Annotated in this window: 16 protein-coding genes, 4 tRNA genes and 3 pseudogenes; 2 read left to right on the forward strand and 21 right to left on the reverse strand. The window is 66.9% G+C overall.

The genetic code is table 11. The annotated features are described in order from the left end of the window. Positions 1 to 517: 517 nt before the first annotated feature. From IPG68_15120 to IPG68_15170, 11 genes and pseudogenes are all read right to left on the reverse strand, one after another. Positions 518 to 859, reverse strand: a complete 342-nt coding sequence (locus IPG68_15120; protein MBK6764504.1) for a hypothetical protein — start codon at positions 857 to 859, stop codon at positions 518 to 520. 21 nt (positions 860 to 880) lie between these two features. Further along, complete coding sequence (locus IPG68_15125) at positions 881 to 1,399, reverse strand: hypothetical protein (protein ID MBK6764505.1); 519 nt, start codon at positions 1,397 to 1,399, stop codon at positions 881 to 883. A 605-nt stretch (positions 1,400 to 2,004) separates the two neighbouring features. After that, positions 2,005 to 3,827, reverse strand: a pseudogene (locus IPG68_15130) (DNA-directed RNA polymerase subunit beta'). Between the two features lie 160 nt (positions 3,828 to 3,987). Beyond that, a pseudogene (rpoB, locus tag IPG68_15135) lies at positions 3,988 to 7,026 on the reverse strand (DNA-directed RNA polymerase subunit beta). Positions 7,027 to 7,365: 339 nt separating this feature from the next. Further along, positions 7,366 to 7,758, reverse strand: a complete 393-nt coding sequence (rplL, locus tag IPG68_15140; protein MBK6764506.1) for a 50S ribosomal protein L7/L12 — start codon at positions 7,756 to 7,758, stop codon at positions 7,366 to 7,368. 55 nt (positions 7,759 to 7,813) lie between these two features. After that, on the reverse strand, positions 7,814 to 8,434 hold the full coding sequence (gene rplJ / locus IPG68_15145) for a 50S ribosomal protein L10 (protein ID MBK6764507.1): 621 nt from the start codon (positions 8,432 to 8,434) through the stop codon (positions 7,814 to 7,816). A gap of 229 nt (positions 8,435 to 8,663) precedes the next feature. Continuing rightward, entirely contained in the window at positions 8,664 to 9,359 is a 696-nt protein-coding gene (gene rplA, locus IPG68_15150) for a 50S ribosomal protein L1 (GenBank protein MBK6764508.1), read from the reverse strand. A gap of 62 nt (positions 9,360 to 9,421) precedes the next feature. Further along, complete coding sequence (gene rplK / locus IPG68_15155) at positions 9,422 to 9,850, reverse strand: 50S ribosomal protein L11 (GenBank protein MBK6764509.1); 429 nt, start codon at positions 9,848 to 9,850, stop codon at positions 9,422 to 9,424. Between the two features lie 24 nt (positions 9,851 to 9,874). Further along, positions 9,875 to 10,822 carry a transcription termination/antitermination protein NusG gene (nusG, locus tag IPG68_15160; protein MBK6764510.1) on the reverse strand — a complete coding sequence of 316 codons (948 nt, stop codon included), beginning with the start codon at positions 10,820 to 10,822 and terminating at the stop codon, positions 9,875 to 9,877. 103 nt (positions 10,823 to 10,925) lie between these two features. Then, a complete protein-coding gene (secE, locus tag IPG68_15165; protein MBK6764511.1) occupies positions 10,926 to 11,102 on the reverse strand; it encodes a preprotein translocase subunit SecE in 177 nt (58 codons plus the stop codon). A gap of 108 nt (positions 11,103 to 11,210) precedes the next feature. Continuing rightward, positions 11,211 to 11,283 (reverse strand) — tRNA-Trp (locus IPG68_15170). A gap of 156 nt (positions 11,284 to 11,439) precedes the next feature. On the opposite strand from IPG68_15170, the pseudogene IPG68_15175 reads away from it, so the two are divergent. After that, positions 11,440 to 12,638, forward strand: a pseudogene (locus tag IPG68_15175) (pyridoxal phosphate-dependent aminotransferase). Between the two features lie 472 nt (positions 12,639 to 13,110). Here the strand turns inward: IPG68_15175 and IPG68_15180 are convergent. The 7 genes from IPG68_15180 to IPG68_15210 all read right to left on the reverse strand — a co-directional run bounded on the left by IPG68_15180 (position 13,111) and on the right by IPG68_15210 (position 15,500). Beyond that, positions 13,111 to 14,088, reverse strand: a complete 978-nt coding sequence (locus IPG68_15180; protein MBK6764512.1) for a UDP-N-acetylmuramate dehydrogenase — start codon at positions 14,086 to 14,088, stop codon at positions 13,111 to 13,113. After that, on the reverse strand, positions 14,089 to 14,481 hold the full coding sequence (locus IPG68_15185) for a dehydratase (protein MBK6764513.1): 393 nt from the start codon (positions 14,479 to 14,481) through the stop codon (positions 14,089 to 14,091). Continuing rightward, positions 14,478 to 14,927, reverse strand: a complete 450-nt coding sequence (locus IPG68_15190) for a MaoC family dehydratase N-terminal domain-containing protein (protein MBK6764514.1) — start codon at positions 14,925 to 14,927, stop codon at positions 14,478 to 14,480. The genes IPG68_15185 and IPG68_15190 overlap by 4 nt, the downstream gene beginning before the upstream one ends. 61 nt (positions 14,928 to 14,988) lie before the next feature. Then, positions 14,989 to 15,156, reverse strand: coding sequence for a 50S ribosomal protein L33 (gene rpmG, locus IPG68_15195; protein ID MBK6764515.1), 168 nt, complete (start codon positions 15,154 to 15,156; stop codon positions 14,989 to 14,991). 18 nt (positions 15,157 to 15,174) lie between these two features. Then, positions 15,175 to 15,251 (reverse strand) — tRNA-Met (locus tag IPG68_15200). A 24-nt stretch (positions 15,252 to 15,275) separates the two neighbouring features. Beyond that, a tRNA-Thr gene (locus tag IPG68_15205) sits at positions 15,276 to 15,348 on the reverse strand. Positions 15,349 to 15,414: 66 nt separating this feature from the next. Then, a tRNA-Tyr gene (locus IPG68_15210) sits at positions 15,415 to 15,500 on the reverse strand. A gap of 42 nt (positions 15,501 to 15,542) precedes the next feature. Between IPG68_15210 and IPG68_15215 the strand changes: the two genes are divergently transcribed. After that, the gene (locus IPG68_15215; protein MBK6764516.1) at positions 15,543 to 16,034 is read left to right on the forward strand and encodes a YajQ family cyclic di-GMP-binding protein; all 492 of its coding nucleotides are present in this window, start codon (positions 15,543 to 15,545) and stop codon (positions 16,032 to 16,034) included. Here IPG68_15215 and IPG68_15220 read toward each other — a convergent pair. The 3 genes from IPG68_15220 to IPG68_15230 are packed head-to-tail and all read right to left on the reverse strand — an operon-like array spanning position 16,025 to position 17,060. After that, positions 16,025 to 16,306 (reverse strand): 4Fe-4S binding protein, encoded by a 282-nt coding sequence (locus IPG68_15220; GenBank protein MBK6764517.1) that lies wholly within the window; start codon positions 16,304 to 16,306, stop codon positions 16,025 to 16,027. The two genes, IPG68_15215 and IPG68_15220, sit on opposite strands and share 10 nt — an antisense overlap. Then, positions 16,300 to 16,698, reverse strand: a complete 399-nt coding sequence (locus tag IPG68_15225; GenBank protein MBK6764518.1) for an NADH-quinone oxidoreductase subunit C — start codon at positions 16,696 to 16,698, stop codon at positions 16,300 to 16,302. The genes IPG68_15220 and IPG68_15225 overlap by 7 nt, the downstream gene beginning before the upstream one ends. Then, complete coding sequence (locus IPG68_15230) at positions 16,695 to 17,060, reverse strand: hypothetical protein (GenBank protein MBK6764519.1); 366 nt, start codon at positions 17,058 to 17,060, stop codon at positions 16,695 to 16,697. The genes IPG68_15225 and IPG68_15230 overlap by 4 nt, the downstream gene beginning before the upstream one ends. Positions 17,061 to 17,075 lie beyond the last annotated feature (15 nt).

Here is a 17,075-nt window from a genome sequence, read left to right on the forward strand (position 1 = left end):
TGTCGTCCAGCGGCACGCTGGCGCAGTCACGTCGTCGAAGTGCCCGTAGGAGAAGTCGTCGTACGCCCGGTACTGCGCGAGACGGCATCGCCTCCTGGGTCGGCTGGACCTGGGGGTTGCCGGTACTCCGACAGGCCGTCCCCGGCGGATGAACCCCGCCGAGGATCACGTTCTCCTTCAGGCCCGCGGCGGGTCGCTCTTGGCCTGGATGGCGGCCTCGAGCGAGCACGCGGGTGGTCTCCTGGAAGGAGGCCGCGGACAACCACGATTCCGTGGCCAGCGAGGGCTATGGTGATACCCATGGAGCTCAGGACGACCGGAGGCCGGGGTCCCCCGCCTTCCATGACGACCGTCCGGTTCCCCTCGCGGAACGAGGACATCTCCACGACCCGTCACCGGTCACGAACGGGAGTTCCCCGGCTCGATGATGGTGACGCGCTTGAGCATCTGCCGGACGATGACCTCGATGTGCTCGCTTTGGATGGACACCCCTGCGGTCGGTACCGCCTGTACCTGGTCAACCAGGTGCTGCTACTTTGACGCAGGGGTCAGGATCCGCAGGATCCCTGTTTGCTACCGGCGGTCGACTTGGTGCACCACCCCGATGTGGTGCGCCGTCCTCGACCTCGCGCTGCAGCCTTCTGCAGGACCCTGGGTTGCTCGATCGGGTCCGCTCCGTCGTCAGGCGCGTCACCACGATCTTGCGGGTCTTCTCAGTCTCCTCGATGGTCACGGTTCCGGTCGCCTCGCTGATCGGGGCCAGACCCTTCGGGGTCGAGCCTCGAACAACTCCGGTCACACGCGGCAAACCGTGAGTGATGTCCTCACCGGCCACACCACCGGTGTGGAAGGTACGCATCGTCAACTGCGTTCCCACGGCTCACCGATCGACTGCGCCGCCACGATGCCGACCGGCCTCGCCGACGTCCACGAAGTTGCCCGTGGCCAGCGACCGGCCGCCAGCAGAGCGCACACGCGACCTTGCTCTCTCGCGGAATCGCTGACGCGCTGCGCACGCGGATCCTCTCGACCCCCTGCTCGGCGAGCGCGCGCCGTGATCATCGGGGTGGCCGGTTCCGGGCCGGCCTCGGCGACGACCTTGCCCCAATCCACTCGACGTCCTGGAGCTTGGGGTGCGCGTGGCCACCGAGGCCCGGTGTCCATGCTCCCCGACGATGCCGTCCCGCGCCATCTCGACCTCGATGCTGCGCTCAGTGCCACAGTCGCGCTCACGGATGATCCCGTCCTGCAGAAACACATCCACCAGGCGCCGGGTGAGGTACCCGGAGTCTGCGGTGCGCAGCGCGGTGTCAGCCGAACCACTTACGCGCACCGTCCCGGTGGGATGCCAAGCCCGCCCGAGCACGCTCAGACCCTCGCGGAAGTTGCTCTTGATCAAGCCCGGACGGTCGTCATCACCCTGGTGTCAGCCACCTGGCCGCGCATACCAACGATCTGGCTGATCTGGTTCATGTTCCACGCCCGCACCGGACTTCACCATCATCCACACCGGGTTGCGCTCGGGGAAGTTCTCAGCCCCCGCTGACGCGACCTCGTCGCTTGGTCTCCCCCCGCCAGATGTTCTCCAGGTCGCGGCGCCCATCGAGGTCGTCGAGCTGGCCACGGTGGAATTGCGTCTCCACCTTCTCGGCCTTCACGCCTCGGCGCAGCGAGCAGCTACGGCATGGATTCCGGCATGGAAGTCGGAGATGGACAGTGACCACCGGGCAGGTGGCCCAGTGGAAACGAGCCCTTCAGTTCGTCAGGGTCTGGGCGACGACTGCCTTGCTGTAGCGCTCCGACAGATCGTTGAGCATTGGGCACTGAGCCAGCCCGCGTCCACCTGCTCGCTGGCGAAGGGGATGATCCTCCGGCAGCGCACTCGTTGAACAGCGCGCGGCCCAGCGTCGTCTCCGACCGCCCGGCCCTCGTTGGGACCTTCGATGCGCAACAGGATCCGGTGCCTGCAGGTGCAGGTCAGCGTGGCTCGCGGGCCGATGAGGGCTCGGCGATGGAACCGTAGGCCCTGCCCTCACCGGCGGCGCCAGCGAGCTGGGAGGTGAGGAAGTGATGCCCCAGCACCCGTGTCCTGCGTCGGCGTGGTGATCGGCTTGCCGTTCGCCGGGGACAGGATGTTGTTGCTCGACAGCATCAGGATCCGGGCCTCCGCCTGCGCCTCAGCGCTCAGCGGCAGGTGCACGGCCATCTGGTCACCGTCGAAGTCCGCGTTGAACGCGGTACACACCAACGGGTGGATCTGGATGGCCTTGCCCTCGATCAGTTGTGGCTCGAAGGCCTGGATGCCCAGTCGGTGCAGCGTGGGTGCCCGGTTGAGCAGCACGGGGTGTTCGGTGATGACCTCTTCGAGGACGTCCCACACCTCGTGTCGCTGCTGGCGCTCCACCATCCGCTTGGCGCTCTTGATGTTCTGCGCGTGGTTGAGGTCCACGAGTCGCTTCATCACGAACGGCTTGAACAATTCCAGCGCCATCTGCTTGGGCAGACCACACTGGTGCAGTTGCAGCTGCGGACCGACCACGATGACCGAGCGGCCCGAGTAGTCCACGCGCTTGCCCAGCAGGTTCTGGCGGAACCGCCCCTGCTTGCCCTTGAGCATGTCGGACAGCGACTTCAGCGCCCGGTTGCCCGGTCCGGTCACCGGCCGGCCACGGCGGCCGTTGTCGAACAGTGCGTCGACGGCCTCCTGCAGCATCCGCTTCTCGTTGTTCACGATGATCTCGGGGGCACCGAGGTCCAGCAGTCGCTTCAACCGGTTGTTGCGGTTGATCACACGCCGGTACAGGTCGTTGAGGTCGGAGGTCGCGAACCGGCCACCGTCCAGCTGCACCATCGGGCGCAGGTCCGGCGGAATCACCGGCACCGCGTCGAGCACCATACCCAGCGGCGAGTTGGTCGTGTTCAGGAAAGCTGCCACGACCTTGAGGCGCTTGACGGCACGCACCTTCTTGGCGCTGCGGCCCGTGCGCACGATCTCGCGCAGGGTCTCGGCCTCGGCCTGCAGGTCGAACGTCTTGAGCCGCTCCTGGATCGCCTGGGCGCCCATGTAGCCCTCGAAGTACTTGCCGAACCGGTCGCGCATCTCGCGGTACAACTGCTCGTCACCCTCGAGGTCTTGGACCTTCAGGGTGCGGAAGCGGTCGAAGACGGCGTCGAGACGGTCGATCTCCTTGTCGAAGCGCTTGCGGATCTGGTTCATCTCGCGCTCGGCGGAGTCACGCGTCTTCTTCTTGACGTCGGCCTTCGCCTCGGCCTCTCAGCTTGGCCAGGTCCTCCTCGAGCTTCTCCTGGCGCTTGTTGATCTCGTCGTCGCGGCGGTTCTCCAACTGCTTCTTGGACATGCCGATCTTGGTCTCCAGCGACGGCAGGTCGCGGTGACGCGCATCCTCGTCGACGCTCGTGACCATGTAGGCCGCGAAGTAGACGACCTTGTCGAGGTCCTTCGGAGCGATGTCCAGCAGCAGGCTCAGCCGGCTGGGCACACCCTTGAAGTACCAGATGTGCGCCACCGGTGCGGCCAGTTCGATGTGGCCCATCCGCTCGCGGCGCACCTTGGAACGGGTGACCTCGACGCCACAGCGCTCACAGATGATGCCCTTGTAGCGCACGCGCTTGTACTTGCCGCAGTAACATTCCCAGTCGCGAGTCGGTCCGAAGATCTTCTCGCAGAACAGGCCGTCGCGCTCCGGCTTGAGCGTGCGGTAGTTGATGGTTTCGGGTTTCTTCACCTCGCCATGCGACCAGGCCCGGATGTCATCGCCGGTGGCCAGGCCGATGCGCAGTTCGTCGAAGAAGTTCACGTCCAGCACGTGGTGGTCCTTTGCTGTCTCGTTTGTGGACTGATTGTTGGCCTTGTCTGGCAGTCGCCCGCCGCTGGTCCTCAGACCTCTTCGACGCTGCTCGGCTCACGCCTCGACAGGTCGATACCCAACTCCTCGGCTGCCCGGAAGTACTCGTCGTCGGTGTCCTTCATGTCGATGGCCGACCGAACTGCGCCTTACCACCCAGCGGCTGCTGGGTGATCATCGAGTACGGCCCCGTGGAGCGGGCGTGGATCTTGTCGTCCACCAGGTGCAGCAGTTTCAGGATGTAGACGTATCCGACCGCGACCGGGTCCGGGAACGGCTCCCCGGAACGGCCGTCGAACAGCCATGCCTTGGACTCGTTGTTCACCAGCCGCTCGCCATCCTCGAGACCAGGGTCGACTCCAGCAGGCCGCTGATCTCATCTTCTCGACCCCGTCGAAGACCGGCGAGGCGACCCGCGTCCTCGGCGGGGCCGGCGGGCTTCCGCCGGCAGGTTCTTGGCCCACTCGGGAGTCGTCGACGACGTTCCAGCCCTGATGGGCGACCCACCCGAGGTGCGTCTCCATGATCTGCCCGACGTTCATACGCCCTGGCACGCCGAGCGGGTTCAGCACGATGTCGACCGGGGTGCCGTCCTCCAGGAACGGCATGTCCTCGACCGGCAGGATCTTGGCGATCACGCCCTTGTTGCCGTGGCGACCGGCCATTTTGTCGCCCTGGGTGATCTTGCGCTTCTGCGCAACGTAGACCCGCACCAGCTGGTTCACACCGCCGGGCAGTTCGTCATCCTCTTCACGGTCGAAGACCCGTACGTCGATGACCACGCCGCTCTCGCCGTGGGGCACCTTCATCGAGGTGTCGCGCACCTCGCGGGCCTTCTCACCGAAGATGGCCCGCACCAGGCGCTCCTCCGGGGTCAGCTCGGTCTCACCCTTGGGCGTGACCTTGCCGACCAGGATGTCACCGGGGCCGACCTCGGCACCGATGCGCACGATCCCGCGCTCGTCGAGGTCTGCGAGGACCTCTTCGGGGATGTTCGGGATGTCCCACGTGATCTCCTCGGCGCCCAGTTTGGTGTCGCGGGCGTCAACCTCGTGCTCCTCGATGTGGATCGAAGTCAGCACGTCGTCCTGCACGAGGCGCTGGGACAAGATGATCGCGTCCTCGTAGTTGTGGCCCTCCCACGGCATGAACGCAACGAGCAGGTTGCGCCCCAGGGCCAGTTCACCGAGGTCGGTGCACGGTCCGTCTGCGATGACCTGGCCGGCCTCGACCCGCTGTCCCAGAGTGACGATCGGGGCCTGGTTGTACGAGGTCCCCTGGTTGGAACGGCGGAACTTCAGGACCCGGTAGGTGTAGACCTGCCCATCGTCCTGCGTGACCTCGATCGCGTCGGCGCTGACCGCGGTGACCTGGCCGCCGGTGTGCGCGACGACGACGTCCCCAGCGTCCTTGGCGGCGCGGTACTCGGTGCCCGTACCCACCAGCGGCGCCTCGCTGCGCAGCAGCGGGACGGACTGGCGCTGCATGTTCGCCCCATCAGCGCGCGATTCGCGTCGTCGTGCTCGAGGAAGGGGATCATGGCGGTGGCCACTGACACCATCTGTCGGGGCGACACGTCCATGTAGTCCACCTCGGTGGGCGGCACGTAGTCGACCTCTCCCGGCTCGACGCGCACGAGGACGCGGTCCTCCGCCAGGTTCCCGGACTCGTCGATCTTGGCGTTCGCCTGCGCGATGACGAACAGGTCTTCCTCGTCGGCCGTGAGGTACTCGATCTCGTCGGTGACCTTGCCGTTGATGACCTTGCGGTACGGCGTCTCGACGAAGCCGAACGCGTTCACCTGGGCGAACGTCGACAGGGATCCGATCAGGCCGATGTTCGGGCCTTCCGGGGTCTCGATCGGGCACATCCGGCCGTAGTGGGAGGCGTGCACGTCGCGAACCTCGAAGCCCGCCCGCTCCCGGCTCAGCCCGCCCGGGCCCAAGCGCGGAGAGTCGCCGCTTGTGCGTCAGTTCGGCCAGCGGATTGGTCTGGTCCATGAACTGCGACAACTGCGAGGTTCCGAAGAACTCCTTCAGCGCGGCTGAGACCGGACGGATGTTGATCAGCGTCTGCGGCGTGATCGCCTCGATGTCCTGCGTGGTCATCCGCTCGCGGACCACCCGCTCCATGCGCGACAGACCCATGCGGATCTGGCCCTGGATGAGCTCCCCCACCGTCCGCAGTCGGCGGTTGCCGAAGTGGTCGATGTCGTCAACCTCGACGCGCAGTTCGCTGTCGGGCATGGTCGTCTCACCGGCGTGCAAGCGCACCATGTACTCCACGGTGCGCACGATGTCCTCAGTGGACAGCGTCGTCTTGCGCGGCTCCTCGCCGGTGCCGAGTTTCTTGTTGACCTTGTACCTTCCGACCTTGGCCAGGTCGTAGCGCTTGGGGTTGAAGTAGAAGTTCTCCAGCAGGTTGCGGCCAGCCTCGATGGATGCCGGCTCCCCGGGCGCAGTTTGCGGTAGATGTCGACGAAGGCCTCGTCCTGGCTGCCGATCGCGTCCTTCTCCATCGTCAACTGCATCGACTCGTACTGCCCGAACCGCTGCGCGATCTCCTCGGGGGTCAGACCCAGCGCCTTCAGCAGAACCGTCACCGGCTGCTTGCGCTTACGGTCGATCTTGACGTTGACGATGTCCTTCTTGTCGATCTCGAACTCGAGCCACGAGCCGCGGCTGGGGATGATCTTGGCCGAGAAGATGTCCTTGTCCAGCGCCTTGCCGGAGGTCTTCTCGAAGTAGACGCCGGGCGAGCGCACCAACTGCGAGACCACGACGCGCTCGGTGCCGTTGACGATGAACGTGCCCTTGTCGGTCATGAGCGGGAAGTCGCCCATGAAGACCGTCTGCGACTTGATCTCACCGGTCTCGGAGTTGAAGAACTCCGCGGTGACGAACAGCGGCTGCGAGTAGGTCAGGTCCTTCTCTCGGCACTGCGCCTCGGTGTACTTGGGCTCCTCGAAGCGGTGCTCGCGGAACGACAGCGACATCTGACCGCTGAAGTCCTCGATGGGGCTGATCTCCTCGAAGATCTCCTCGAGACCACTGGTCGTGGGGATGTCGGTGCGGCCGGCGTCCACAGCTGCCTGGACTCGCTGTTGCCATGCCTCGTTGCCCAGCAGCCAGTCGAAGGACTGGGTCTGCAGGTCGAGCATGTCGGGGACGGGGATGGGTTCGCGGATCTTGCCGAACGAAACGCGGTGCGGGACGGAGGTGTTAACGCGGGCAGCCAAGTGAGATCCTTCCGAGGCTCGCGGTGTGGTGGTCGCACAGGTCAGGACATGCCGAGAAAGCCGGCCCGGAAGACATGGGGTCTCCGGACAGGGTCAAGCGGACTGTCCATGGCATGCGCAGAACACCAGAATAACTGAGGTGGTTTCGAGTACAACACGGGGGGCCAACACACAATGATGACCCCTGAGCGCGCAAACGTCAAGGAACGCGCGCAGCCGCCGCCCGCGTGGGTACCGGGCAGCGGCTGCGCGACGCAGGTGCTACTTGACCGAGACGGTGGCGCCGGCGCCCTCGAGGGCTTCCTTGGCCTTGTCCGCAGCCTCTTTGTTGACCTTCTCGAGGACCGCCTTCGGGGCACCCTCGACGAGGTCCTTGGCCTCCTTCAGCCCGAGGCTGGTCAGCGCCCGGACCTCCTTGATGACCTGGATCTTCTTGTCGCCGGCGGCCTCGAGGACGACGTCGAACTCGTCCTTCTCCTCCACGGCGGCGGCTTCGGCACCGGCACCACCGGCGGCCGGCGCGGCGGCCACGGCGACCGGAGCAGCGGCCGTCACGCCGAAGGTCTCCTCGAACTCCTTCACGAACTCGCTGAGCTCGAGCAGGGTCATTTCCTTGAATGCGTCCAGCATCTCTTCGGTGGACAGCTTCGCCATGGTCGGCGTTCCTTTCTACTTCTCCGGCTCGGGCCGGAAGATCGGGGTGGGAGGGTTATTCGGACGGGGTTTCTTCGGTCGCCTCTGCCTCAGCAGTTGGCTCTTCGGCGGTCGCCTCTGCAGCCGGCTCTTCGGCGGCGGGTTCCTCGGTTGCCGGGCCCTCCGCTTCGACCTTCGCGCGCAGGGCCTCCACGACGCGCGCAGTCTGCGACAGCGGCGCGGCGAAGAGGGAGACGGCGGTCTGCAGGGAGGCGTTCATCGCACCGGCCAGTTTGGACAGCAGCACCTCGCGGGATTCGAGGTCGGCCAGCCGGTTGACCTCGTCGGCGGAGAGCAGTTTGCCCTCCATCACGCCGCCCTTGATCACGAGGGCCGGGTGCTCCTTGGAGAACGCGCGCAGGCTCTTGGCCGCTTCCACCGGGTCGCCGTCGACGAAGGCGATCGCACTCGGGCCGACGAGCAGATCCTCGACGCCTTCGAGTCCGGCGTCCTTCGCCGCGATCCGGGTCAGGGTGTTCTTGACGACGGCGTAGGTGGTGCTCTGTCCCAGGCTGCCGCGCAGTTGCTTGAGCTGGGCCACCGTGAGCCCGCGGTACTCCGTGAGCACCGTCGCGGTGGAGTTGCGGAACAACTCGGTCAACTCGCTGACGGCGGCTTGCTTGTCGGGCCGTGCCATGGGTTTCCTTCCTCCCGGACGACGAAAGCCCAGGCACACAGGCCTGGGCTCGGGAGGAGCTTCACCTGCGCTGGATTTGTGCCTGAACTACGGCGACCGGCGGTCTATGGTTCTCGTTCAGTCTACATAGGCGGGTGCCGGGCGGGGGGCGCGGGTGGGCCAAGTCGGTTGTCAGAGCGCCGGGCAGAGGAGAACCCCCGGCGCTTCAGGCCGGGGGTCCCTTTGCTGATCAGGACTCGCGGCTGCGACCCGGGTCCACCTGGATGCCAGGACCCATGGTGGTCGACATCACGATCTTCTTGATGTACCGGCCCTTGGCCGCTGACGGCTTGAGCCGCGTGATCTCGTCCACGGCTGCGGCGTAGTTCTCCGACAGTTGGTCGTCGGTGAAACTCACCTTGCCGATGATGAAATGCAGGTTCGAGTGCTTGTCGACGCGGAACTCGATCTTGCCGCCCTTGATGTCGGAGACGGCCTTGGCCACGTCCATGGTGACCGTACCCGTCTTGGGGTTGGGCATCAGACCGCGCGGACCGAGCACCCGGCCGAGCTTGCCGACCTTGCCCATGAGGTCGGGCGTGGCCACGACCGCGTCGAAGTCGATCCAGCCGCCGGCCACCTTGTCGATCAGTTCGTCGGAGCCCACGTAGTCGGCACCGGCGCCCTGCGCCTCCTCGGCCTTGGCGCCCTGCGCAAAGACCAGCACACGGGCGGTCTTGCCGGTGCCGTGCGGCAGGTTCACCGTCCCGCGGACCATCTGGTCGGCCTTGCGGGGGTCCACGCCCAGCCGCATCGCGACCTCGACGGTCGCATCGAAGCCGCCCTTGGCGGTGGACTTGGCCAGCACGACGGCCTCCGCGGGCGGGTAGACCTGCTCGCGGTCGATGGTGGCGGCCGCCTCGTTGTACTTCTTTCCGTGTCGCATCGTCATCTCCTTACGTCGTGTGGTCAGCGGGGCGATGCGGCCCCTCCCACGGTGGTGGTGCGTCAGTCGGTGACGGTCACGCCCATGGAACGGGCGGTCCCGGCGATGATGCTCATCGCAGCGTCGATGTCGTTGGCGTTCAGGTCGTCCATCTTCGTCTCGGCGATCTCCTTGACCTGCGCCTTGCTGATCTTGCCGACCGGCTGCAGCGGGTTGCCGGAGCCCTTCTGCAGACCCGCGGCCTTGAGGATGAGTTTGGCCGCTGGCGGCGTCTTCGTCACGAACGTGAACGAGCGGTCCTCGTAGACGGTGATCTCGACAGGGATCACCTGTCCGCGCTGGGTTTCTGTGGCGGCGTTGTAGGCCTTGCAGAACTCCATGATGTTCACGCCGTGCTGGCCCAGGGCTGGGCCCACCGGCGGCGCGGGGTTGGCCTGACCTGCCTGGATCTGCAACTTGATCAGACCGGCGACCTTCTTCTTGGGAGGCATTACGGTTCCTTCGTTCCTGCTCGTCTAGTTCTTCTCGATCTGGCTGAAACTGAGTTCCACTGGCGTCTCACGGCCGAAGATCTCCACCAGGCCCGTGACTTTCTGGGCGTCGAGGTTGATCTCGCTGACTGTTGCGTGCAACGTCGCGAACGGTCCGTCAATAACTGTAACCGAGTCGCCGACACCGAAGTCCACCTCGGTCACCTTCTGGGCCGTCTGACCCAGCGCGGCGGGTCCCGCAGCCTCCGTCTGAGCCTTCTTCGGCTCAGGCTTGGGCGCCAGGATGTGTACGACCTCGTCGAGGGTCAGTGGCACCGGCTCGTGGGTGCTGCCGACGAAACCGGTGACCCCAGGTGTGTGCCGCACGGCGCCCCAACTGTCGTCGGTGTAGTCCATGCGCACCAGCACGTAGCCCGGGAACTTGTTGCGCTTGACCGTCTTCTTCTGTCCCTGCTTGATCTCCACGACCTCTTCGGTGGGGACCTCCACCTGGAAGATGTAGTCCTCCATGTTGAGGGTGTTGATCCGGGTCTCCAGGTTCGTCTTGACGCGCTTCTCGAAACCGGCGTAGGAGTGCACGACGTACCAGTCGCCAGGCAGGCTCAGCTGCTCCTCGCGGAAGGCCTGGACCGGGTCGATCTCCTCCTCCTCGACGACCTCCACGATCTCGCCCGTCTCCGGATCCACGACGATCTCGCCGCTGATCTCCTCGGAGTGCTCGCTGACCGTGGTGCGACCGTGGGCGTCCTCCAGGATGGCGATCTCGTCGACGTGCACATCACCCTCAGGGTCGGCGTGGACGTGCACCTCCTCGCGCACGACGCTGCCGTCGGGCACCTCGGTGGTCACGGTCTCGTCGACGGTCACGGTGCCGTCGGGCTCACCGATCGCCTCGGTCCGCGTGGTCACCACCGAGCCGTCGTCGGCGCGCTGCACGTCGACCTGTCCGACAACGGTGGTGCCGTCGGGCATCTCGACGGCCTCGAAGGCCTCGGTCTCCACGACGTCGGCCACGGGCGCCTGCTCGTCAGCCGGCCACTCGTCCGGGGTCTGCATCGACATATCCTCGCTCTTCTCACTCGCCGAAGATGGCGAACACCACGCGCGCCAGCGCCAGGTCGAACAGGGCGATCAGCCCGGCCATGAACACGACGAACACCAGCACCACCCAGGTGTAGGTGAGCAGTTCCTTGCGCGTGGGCCAGATGACCTTGCGCAGCTCGGCAACCATCTGCCGCAGGAAAAGTGCCATGCGCGCGAACAGACCCTTGCGCTGCTGCTTCGAGCCCCGTTTCGGGGTCGGGGCACCAGCGCCGTCAGTGGTCGGCTCGCTCACGAGGACATTCCTTTCCTTGCCTTGCAGGGCCGGAGGGACTCGAACCCCCAACCACCGGTTTTGGAGACCGGGACTCTACCAATTGAGCTACGACCCTATGGTGACCTCCGACCCACACCCATCCGTGGTCCGTGGACCGGCTTCGGAAGGAAGTGGGCAGGCTGCCGCACAGTGACGCGGTCACCACCGACCACGATACGCGAACCCCTCCCAGGGGTCGACCCCGCCCACCGCGTTCGGCCAAGATACAGACATGGCTCAGCCCCGCATCTCCCGCCGGATCGCCAGCATCTCCGAATCGGCCACGCTGGCCGTGGACGCCAAGGCCAAGGCGCTGAAGGCCGCGGGCCGTCCCGTGATCGGTTTCGGTGCTGGCGAACCGGACTTCCCCACCCCCGACTACATCGTCGAGGCTGCCCGGCAGGCCTGCACCGACCCCGCCATGCACCGGTACACCCCCGCGGGTGGCCTGCCCGCACTGCGCGAGGCGATCGCTGCGAAGACCGCGCGCGACTCCGGCTTCGCGGTGGACGCCAACCAAGTGCTCGTGACCAATGGCGGCAAGCAGGCGCTGTACAACACATTTGCGGCACTGCTCAACCCCGGCGACGAAGCGCTTCTGCCGGCGCCGTACTGGACCACCTACCCCGAGTCCATCCGCCTGGCGGGTGGAGTGCCGGTGGTCATCCCGACCACCGAGGACACCGGCTACCGGGTGTCGATCGCGGACCTCGACCAGGCCGTGACCCCAACACCAAACTGCTGGTCTTCGTCTCTCCCTCGAATCCCACCGGCGCCGTGTACTCCCCCACCGAGGTGGCCGCCATTGGTCGCTGGGCCGCGGACAAGGGGATCTGGGTGGTGACCGACGAGATCTACGAGCACCTCGTGTACGGCAACGCCCGATTCTCGTCGATGCCGGTGGAGGTGCCCGAGATCGCCGACACCTGCGTGGTCGTCAACGGGGTGGCCAAGACCTACGCGATGACCGGGTGGCGTGTGGGCTGGATGATCGGTCCCCAGGACGTGATCAAAGCCGCCACGAATCTGCAGTCGCACGCCACCTCGAACGTGGCCAACGTCTCTCAGAAGGCCGCGCTGGCAGCGGTCACCGGGGACCTGTCTGCGGTGCAGATGATGCGGGAGGCCTTCGACCGCCGCCGGTTGACCATCGTCGAGATGCTCAACGGCATCCCCGGGGTCACCTGCCCGGTCCCGGAGGGGGCCTTCTACGCCTACCCGAGCGTGCGGGGCGTCCTCGGCCGCGACATCCGTGGCCACGTGCCGCAGACGTCGACCGAACTCGCCGAGGTGATCCTCGAGGAGGCGGAGGTCGCCGTGGTGCCCGGTGAGGCGTTCGGCACGCCCGCGTACTTGCGTCTGTCCTACGCGCTGGGCGACGACGACCTGGTCGAGGGCGTGCAGCGGATCGCGACTCTGCTCAGCGAGTAGTGGGCGGCGAGGCGGCGATTGTCACGAAGGTGCGGGGGCACCGCCGCGGTTTGCGACGACGGTGAGCGATCAGCCGCGCCACACCCCGCACCATCGTCACAAACCGGGTCCAGGACACCCCACCTTCGTCACAAAGACCCCGGCGCGGTTGTTCAGAGGGCGCACCCCACAACGGCGATTGTCACGAAGGTGCGGGGCACCGCCGCGGTTTGCGACGACGGTGAGCGATCAGCCGCGCCACAGCCCGCACCATCGTCACAAACCGGGTCCAGGACACCCCACCTTCGTCACAAAGACCCCGGCGCGGTTGTTCAGAGGGCGCACCCCCACAACGGCGATTGTCACGAAGGTGCGGGGGCACCGCCGCCGTTTGCGACGACGGTGAGCGATCAGCCGCGCCACAGCCCGCACCATCGTCACAAACCGGGTCCAGGACACCCCACCTTCGTCACAAAGACCCCGGCGCGGTTGTTCAGAGGGCGCACCCCCACAGCACCGGTTCCGCCTCCAACCGCACTCCGAAGCGCTCAGCCACCCGCCGCCGGATCTCGCGGGCCAGGCCCAGCAGTTCCTCGGTCGTGCCGCCGCCCCGGTTGGTCAGGGCCAGGGTGTGCTTCGACGAGACGGCGACCCGGGAGCCGGGCAGGTGGAAACCTTTGTGCACACCCGCGTTCTCGATCAACCACGCGGCACTGACCTTGACCCGACCGTCGGGCTGCGGCCATCCCGGCGCACCGGAGGGCGGCACCTCGACCAGCGGGTTGGTGAAGAACGACCCGACGCTGCAAGTGTCAGGGTCCCCGTCGTCGAGGACCATCCCCTTGCCGCGCCGCAGCTCCAGCACCGCCTCCCGCACCCGCGCCACCGGGACGCGGGCACCGACTGGCACGCCCAGGGAACGCGCGAGTTCGGCATAACGCACGGGGGAACTGTCACCGACCGGCAGGTCGAAGGCGACCGCGAGCACGACCCGCATTCCGGGCTCGCGCTTGAAGATGCTGTCGCGGTAGCCGAAGCCCGCCCGCGCGGCCGGCCAGGTCGTGATCTCGCCGGTGGCGCGATCCACGACCCGCAGGCCGGCGATCGTGCCGGCGACCTCCTGACCGTAGGCCCCCACGTTCTGGATCGGGGTGGCGCCCACGCTGCCCGGGACGCCGGACAGTGCCTCCACGCCGTAACGGCCCTCGGCGATCATGGCTGCCACGAAGTCGTCCCACACCGTCCCTGCCGCGACGATGAACTGATCGCCGTGGCGCTGCCACCCCGACGTCGCGATGCGGATGACCGGCTCGGGCACCCCGGCGTCGGCCACCACAACGTTGCTGCCGCCGCCGAGCACGCGCGCCCCGGGCAGGTCGGTCAGGGCCTGCACCAAGCCGGCCTGGGTGTCCACGGACACGACCTCCGCGGGACCTCCGAGCTGGATGGCTGTCAGCTCCGACAGGCGCACTCAGGCCACCCGGATGGTGGCCACCGCGTCCTTCACCACGTCCTGGCCCTCGCACACCGCGGCCAGCTGGATCGTCGCCACCCCGTTCTCGACGCCGGTGACCTCGGCCCGCAGCTGCAGGATGGCTCCGCCGGCGTCGGGCACCACGACCGGCGCGGAGAACCGGACCGAGAAACTCAGAATGCGCCCCGGGTCCCCGGCCCACTCCACGAGCAGGCGGCTGAGCTGGGCCTGGGTGTACATGCCGTGGGCGATCACGTCGGGCAGCCCCACCGCCTTGGCGAACGACTCGCTCCAGTGGATGGGGTTGAAGTCCCCGCTGGCACCGGCGTACATGACGAGGTTCACGCGCTGGATGTGCGCCGTGCGGGTCAGGACGTCTCCGGTCTTCATGCGGCTGTCCCCCGGCTCGCGACCACGCTGCGGGTTCTGACAACGAGTTCACCCTGGACTGTGATGACGTCGGCCTGGGTGACCAGGAACTCGTTGCGGCCACGCGTGTGGATGTCGGCGATGTGCGCCCGCACGAGGACCTCGTCCCCGGCCTGCAGGGGGCGATGGTAGTCGAACCCCTGCTCGCCGTGCACGACCCGCGCATAGTCCAAACCGAGCTCGGGGTCGAACATGGCCGCAGCCATGGCCCGCTGGGTCACGACGAACGCGAACGTGGCCGGGGCCGGAAGGTCGCGGTAGCCGAGTGCCGCCGCAGCAGCAAGGTCGTGGAAGACCGGACTGTGGTCACCGATGGCAGTCGCGAACTCGCGCACCTTCTCTCGGCCGATCAGGTACGGCTCGGTGTCCGGGTACTGCTTGCCCACGAAGTCAGGGTTCAACGGCATCGGCGGGCCTCCCGCCAGTAGCGGCAACAGGTCATGCCACCACCCTAACGAGGCGGGTCGGTCAGCGAGTCTCTTTGTGCTCGGTGTGCTTCTTGCAGGTCGGGCAGAACTTCTTCAACTCGATGCGGTCCGGGTCGTTACGCCGGTTCTTGCGCGTGATGTAGTTGCGGTTCTTGCACTCCACGCACGCCAAGGTGATCTTGGGACGGACGTCGGATTTCGCCACGATGTGCCTTTCCTAGTGGTGTGGTAGCGGAGGCCGGACTTGAACCGGCGACACAGCGATTATGAGCCGCTTGCTCTGCCAGGCTGAGCTACTCCGCCTCGCGAGGCGTAAAGCCCCGGTCGAGCCCCTTTACGGAATCGAACCGTAGACCTTCTCCTTACCATGGAGACGCTCTGCCGACTGAGCTAAAGGGGCAACCGTTCCAGGGTACTAGGTACCCCACGAACACTACCGACCCCCTGCCGGCTGGGCCAAGGGGCATGGTGGCGGGTGCTGGGTTCGAACCAGCGTAGGCGTACGCCGACGGTTTTACAGACCGTTCCCTTTGGCCACTCGGGCAACCCGCCAAGGTGCGCTTGCAGAATACACGGTCGAAGTATGGTGCTCGCATGGCAGACAGCAGCTTCGACGTCGTGAGCAAAGTGGACCGGCAGGAGGTCGACAACGCCCTCAACCAGGCCGCCAAGGAACTGTCGCAGCGGTTCGACTTCAAGAACACCGGGGCGACCATCCGCTGGACCGGCGAGTTGACCGTGGAGATCGTCGCAAGCACCGAGGAGCGGGCAATGGCCGCCCTCGACGTGTTCCGGGACAAGGTCGTCAAGCGCCACATCTCGCTGAAGGCACTGACCGCCAGCGACCCGCGGCTGTCCGGCAAGGAGTACAAGATCGCCGGGGAGTTCCAGTCCGGGCTCACCGGCGAGAACGCGAAGAAGATCGCGAAGATCATCCGCGATGAGGGCCCCCGGGGCGTGAAGGCCCAGGTCCAGGGCGACGAGTTGCGGGTGTCCAGCAAGTCCCGCGACGACCTGCAACAGGTGATCGCGCTGCTCAAGGAGCAGGATCTCGACGTGGCCCTGCAGTTCGTGAACTACCGCTGATCGGACCACTCGAAGGTGACCGGGGGCGCCTCCGGGGACCACAAGAGGGCTTCGAACGGGCACGCGTCGACACACAGCCCGCACATCATGCATGTGCGGTAGTCGATGCCGAAACGGTCGAGGTGCAGCGCCGACCGGCGCCGGCCCCCTTCCTGCGTGACCTCCAAGTGGGCGTCGAGGCCCAGGCACCAGACCGGACACGCGCGCACGCACAGCATGCAACTGGTGCAGTTCTCCGGCACCAGTTCCAGCGACACCCGCGGGCTCACCATGGTGTCCCCGGCGGAGCCTGCGGCCGCAGCGGCTTGGCCGGGTCGACGGCCCCGGGCCAGGGGTCCAGCCGGGCAGGCAACGCAGTCGCCTTGCGCAGCGCGGGGGCCTGGCCGGCGGCCAGCAGCAGTGGCCGCGGATCAGGGTGCCCCTCGAACGTCACGGCGAACATCTCGGCTGTCTCGCGCTCGTGCCACGCGGCGCTGGCGAACAGGTCGGTCACCGATGGCACCGGCGCCTGCGCGTGCACCAGCCGCACCTGCGACGGGTCGTCGGACCGCAGCAAGCAGGCCGTGATGGTGACCAGCCCTCCGGTGTCCTCGGCGGCACTGAGCCAGTCCAGCACGTCGTAGCCTTCCGCCCGTAGTGCCGACACGTCCTCCCGCCAACTCATGACAGGGCCCCCAGCACGGCCTCCCGCAGTGCCTCCGGCCGCGGCGGACAGCCGGGCACCACCACATCGGCGACGATCCCGGGGGCTACGGCGTAGGAGTCCCAGTACGGCCCGCCGGCGATGGTGCACACCCCGTAGGCCACGACCATCCGCGGCGGCGGGATCGCGGCGATCCGGGCCGCCACCTCGTCGGCGGCAGCGCGGGTGACGGTGCCCGCCACCACCACGACCGTCGGCCCGGGAACATCGGTCAGGCCCGCCGTGGCGGCCTGTGCCGCCGCGCTGCCGGCCTCCACCGCGCAGCAGGCGAGGTTCAGGTACCGGACGTCCACAGCCACACTGTAGGCACGCAGGTGCCCCACGCCCACCTGCGTTGG

It is taken from the genome of Micrococcales bacterium, assembly GCA_016703125.1.
Lineage (GTDB): Bacteria > Actinomycetota > Actinomycetes > S36-B12 > UBA10799 > JADKAV01.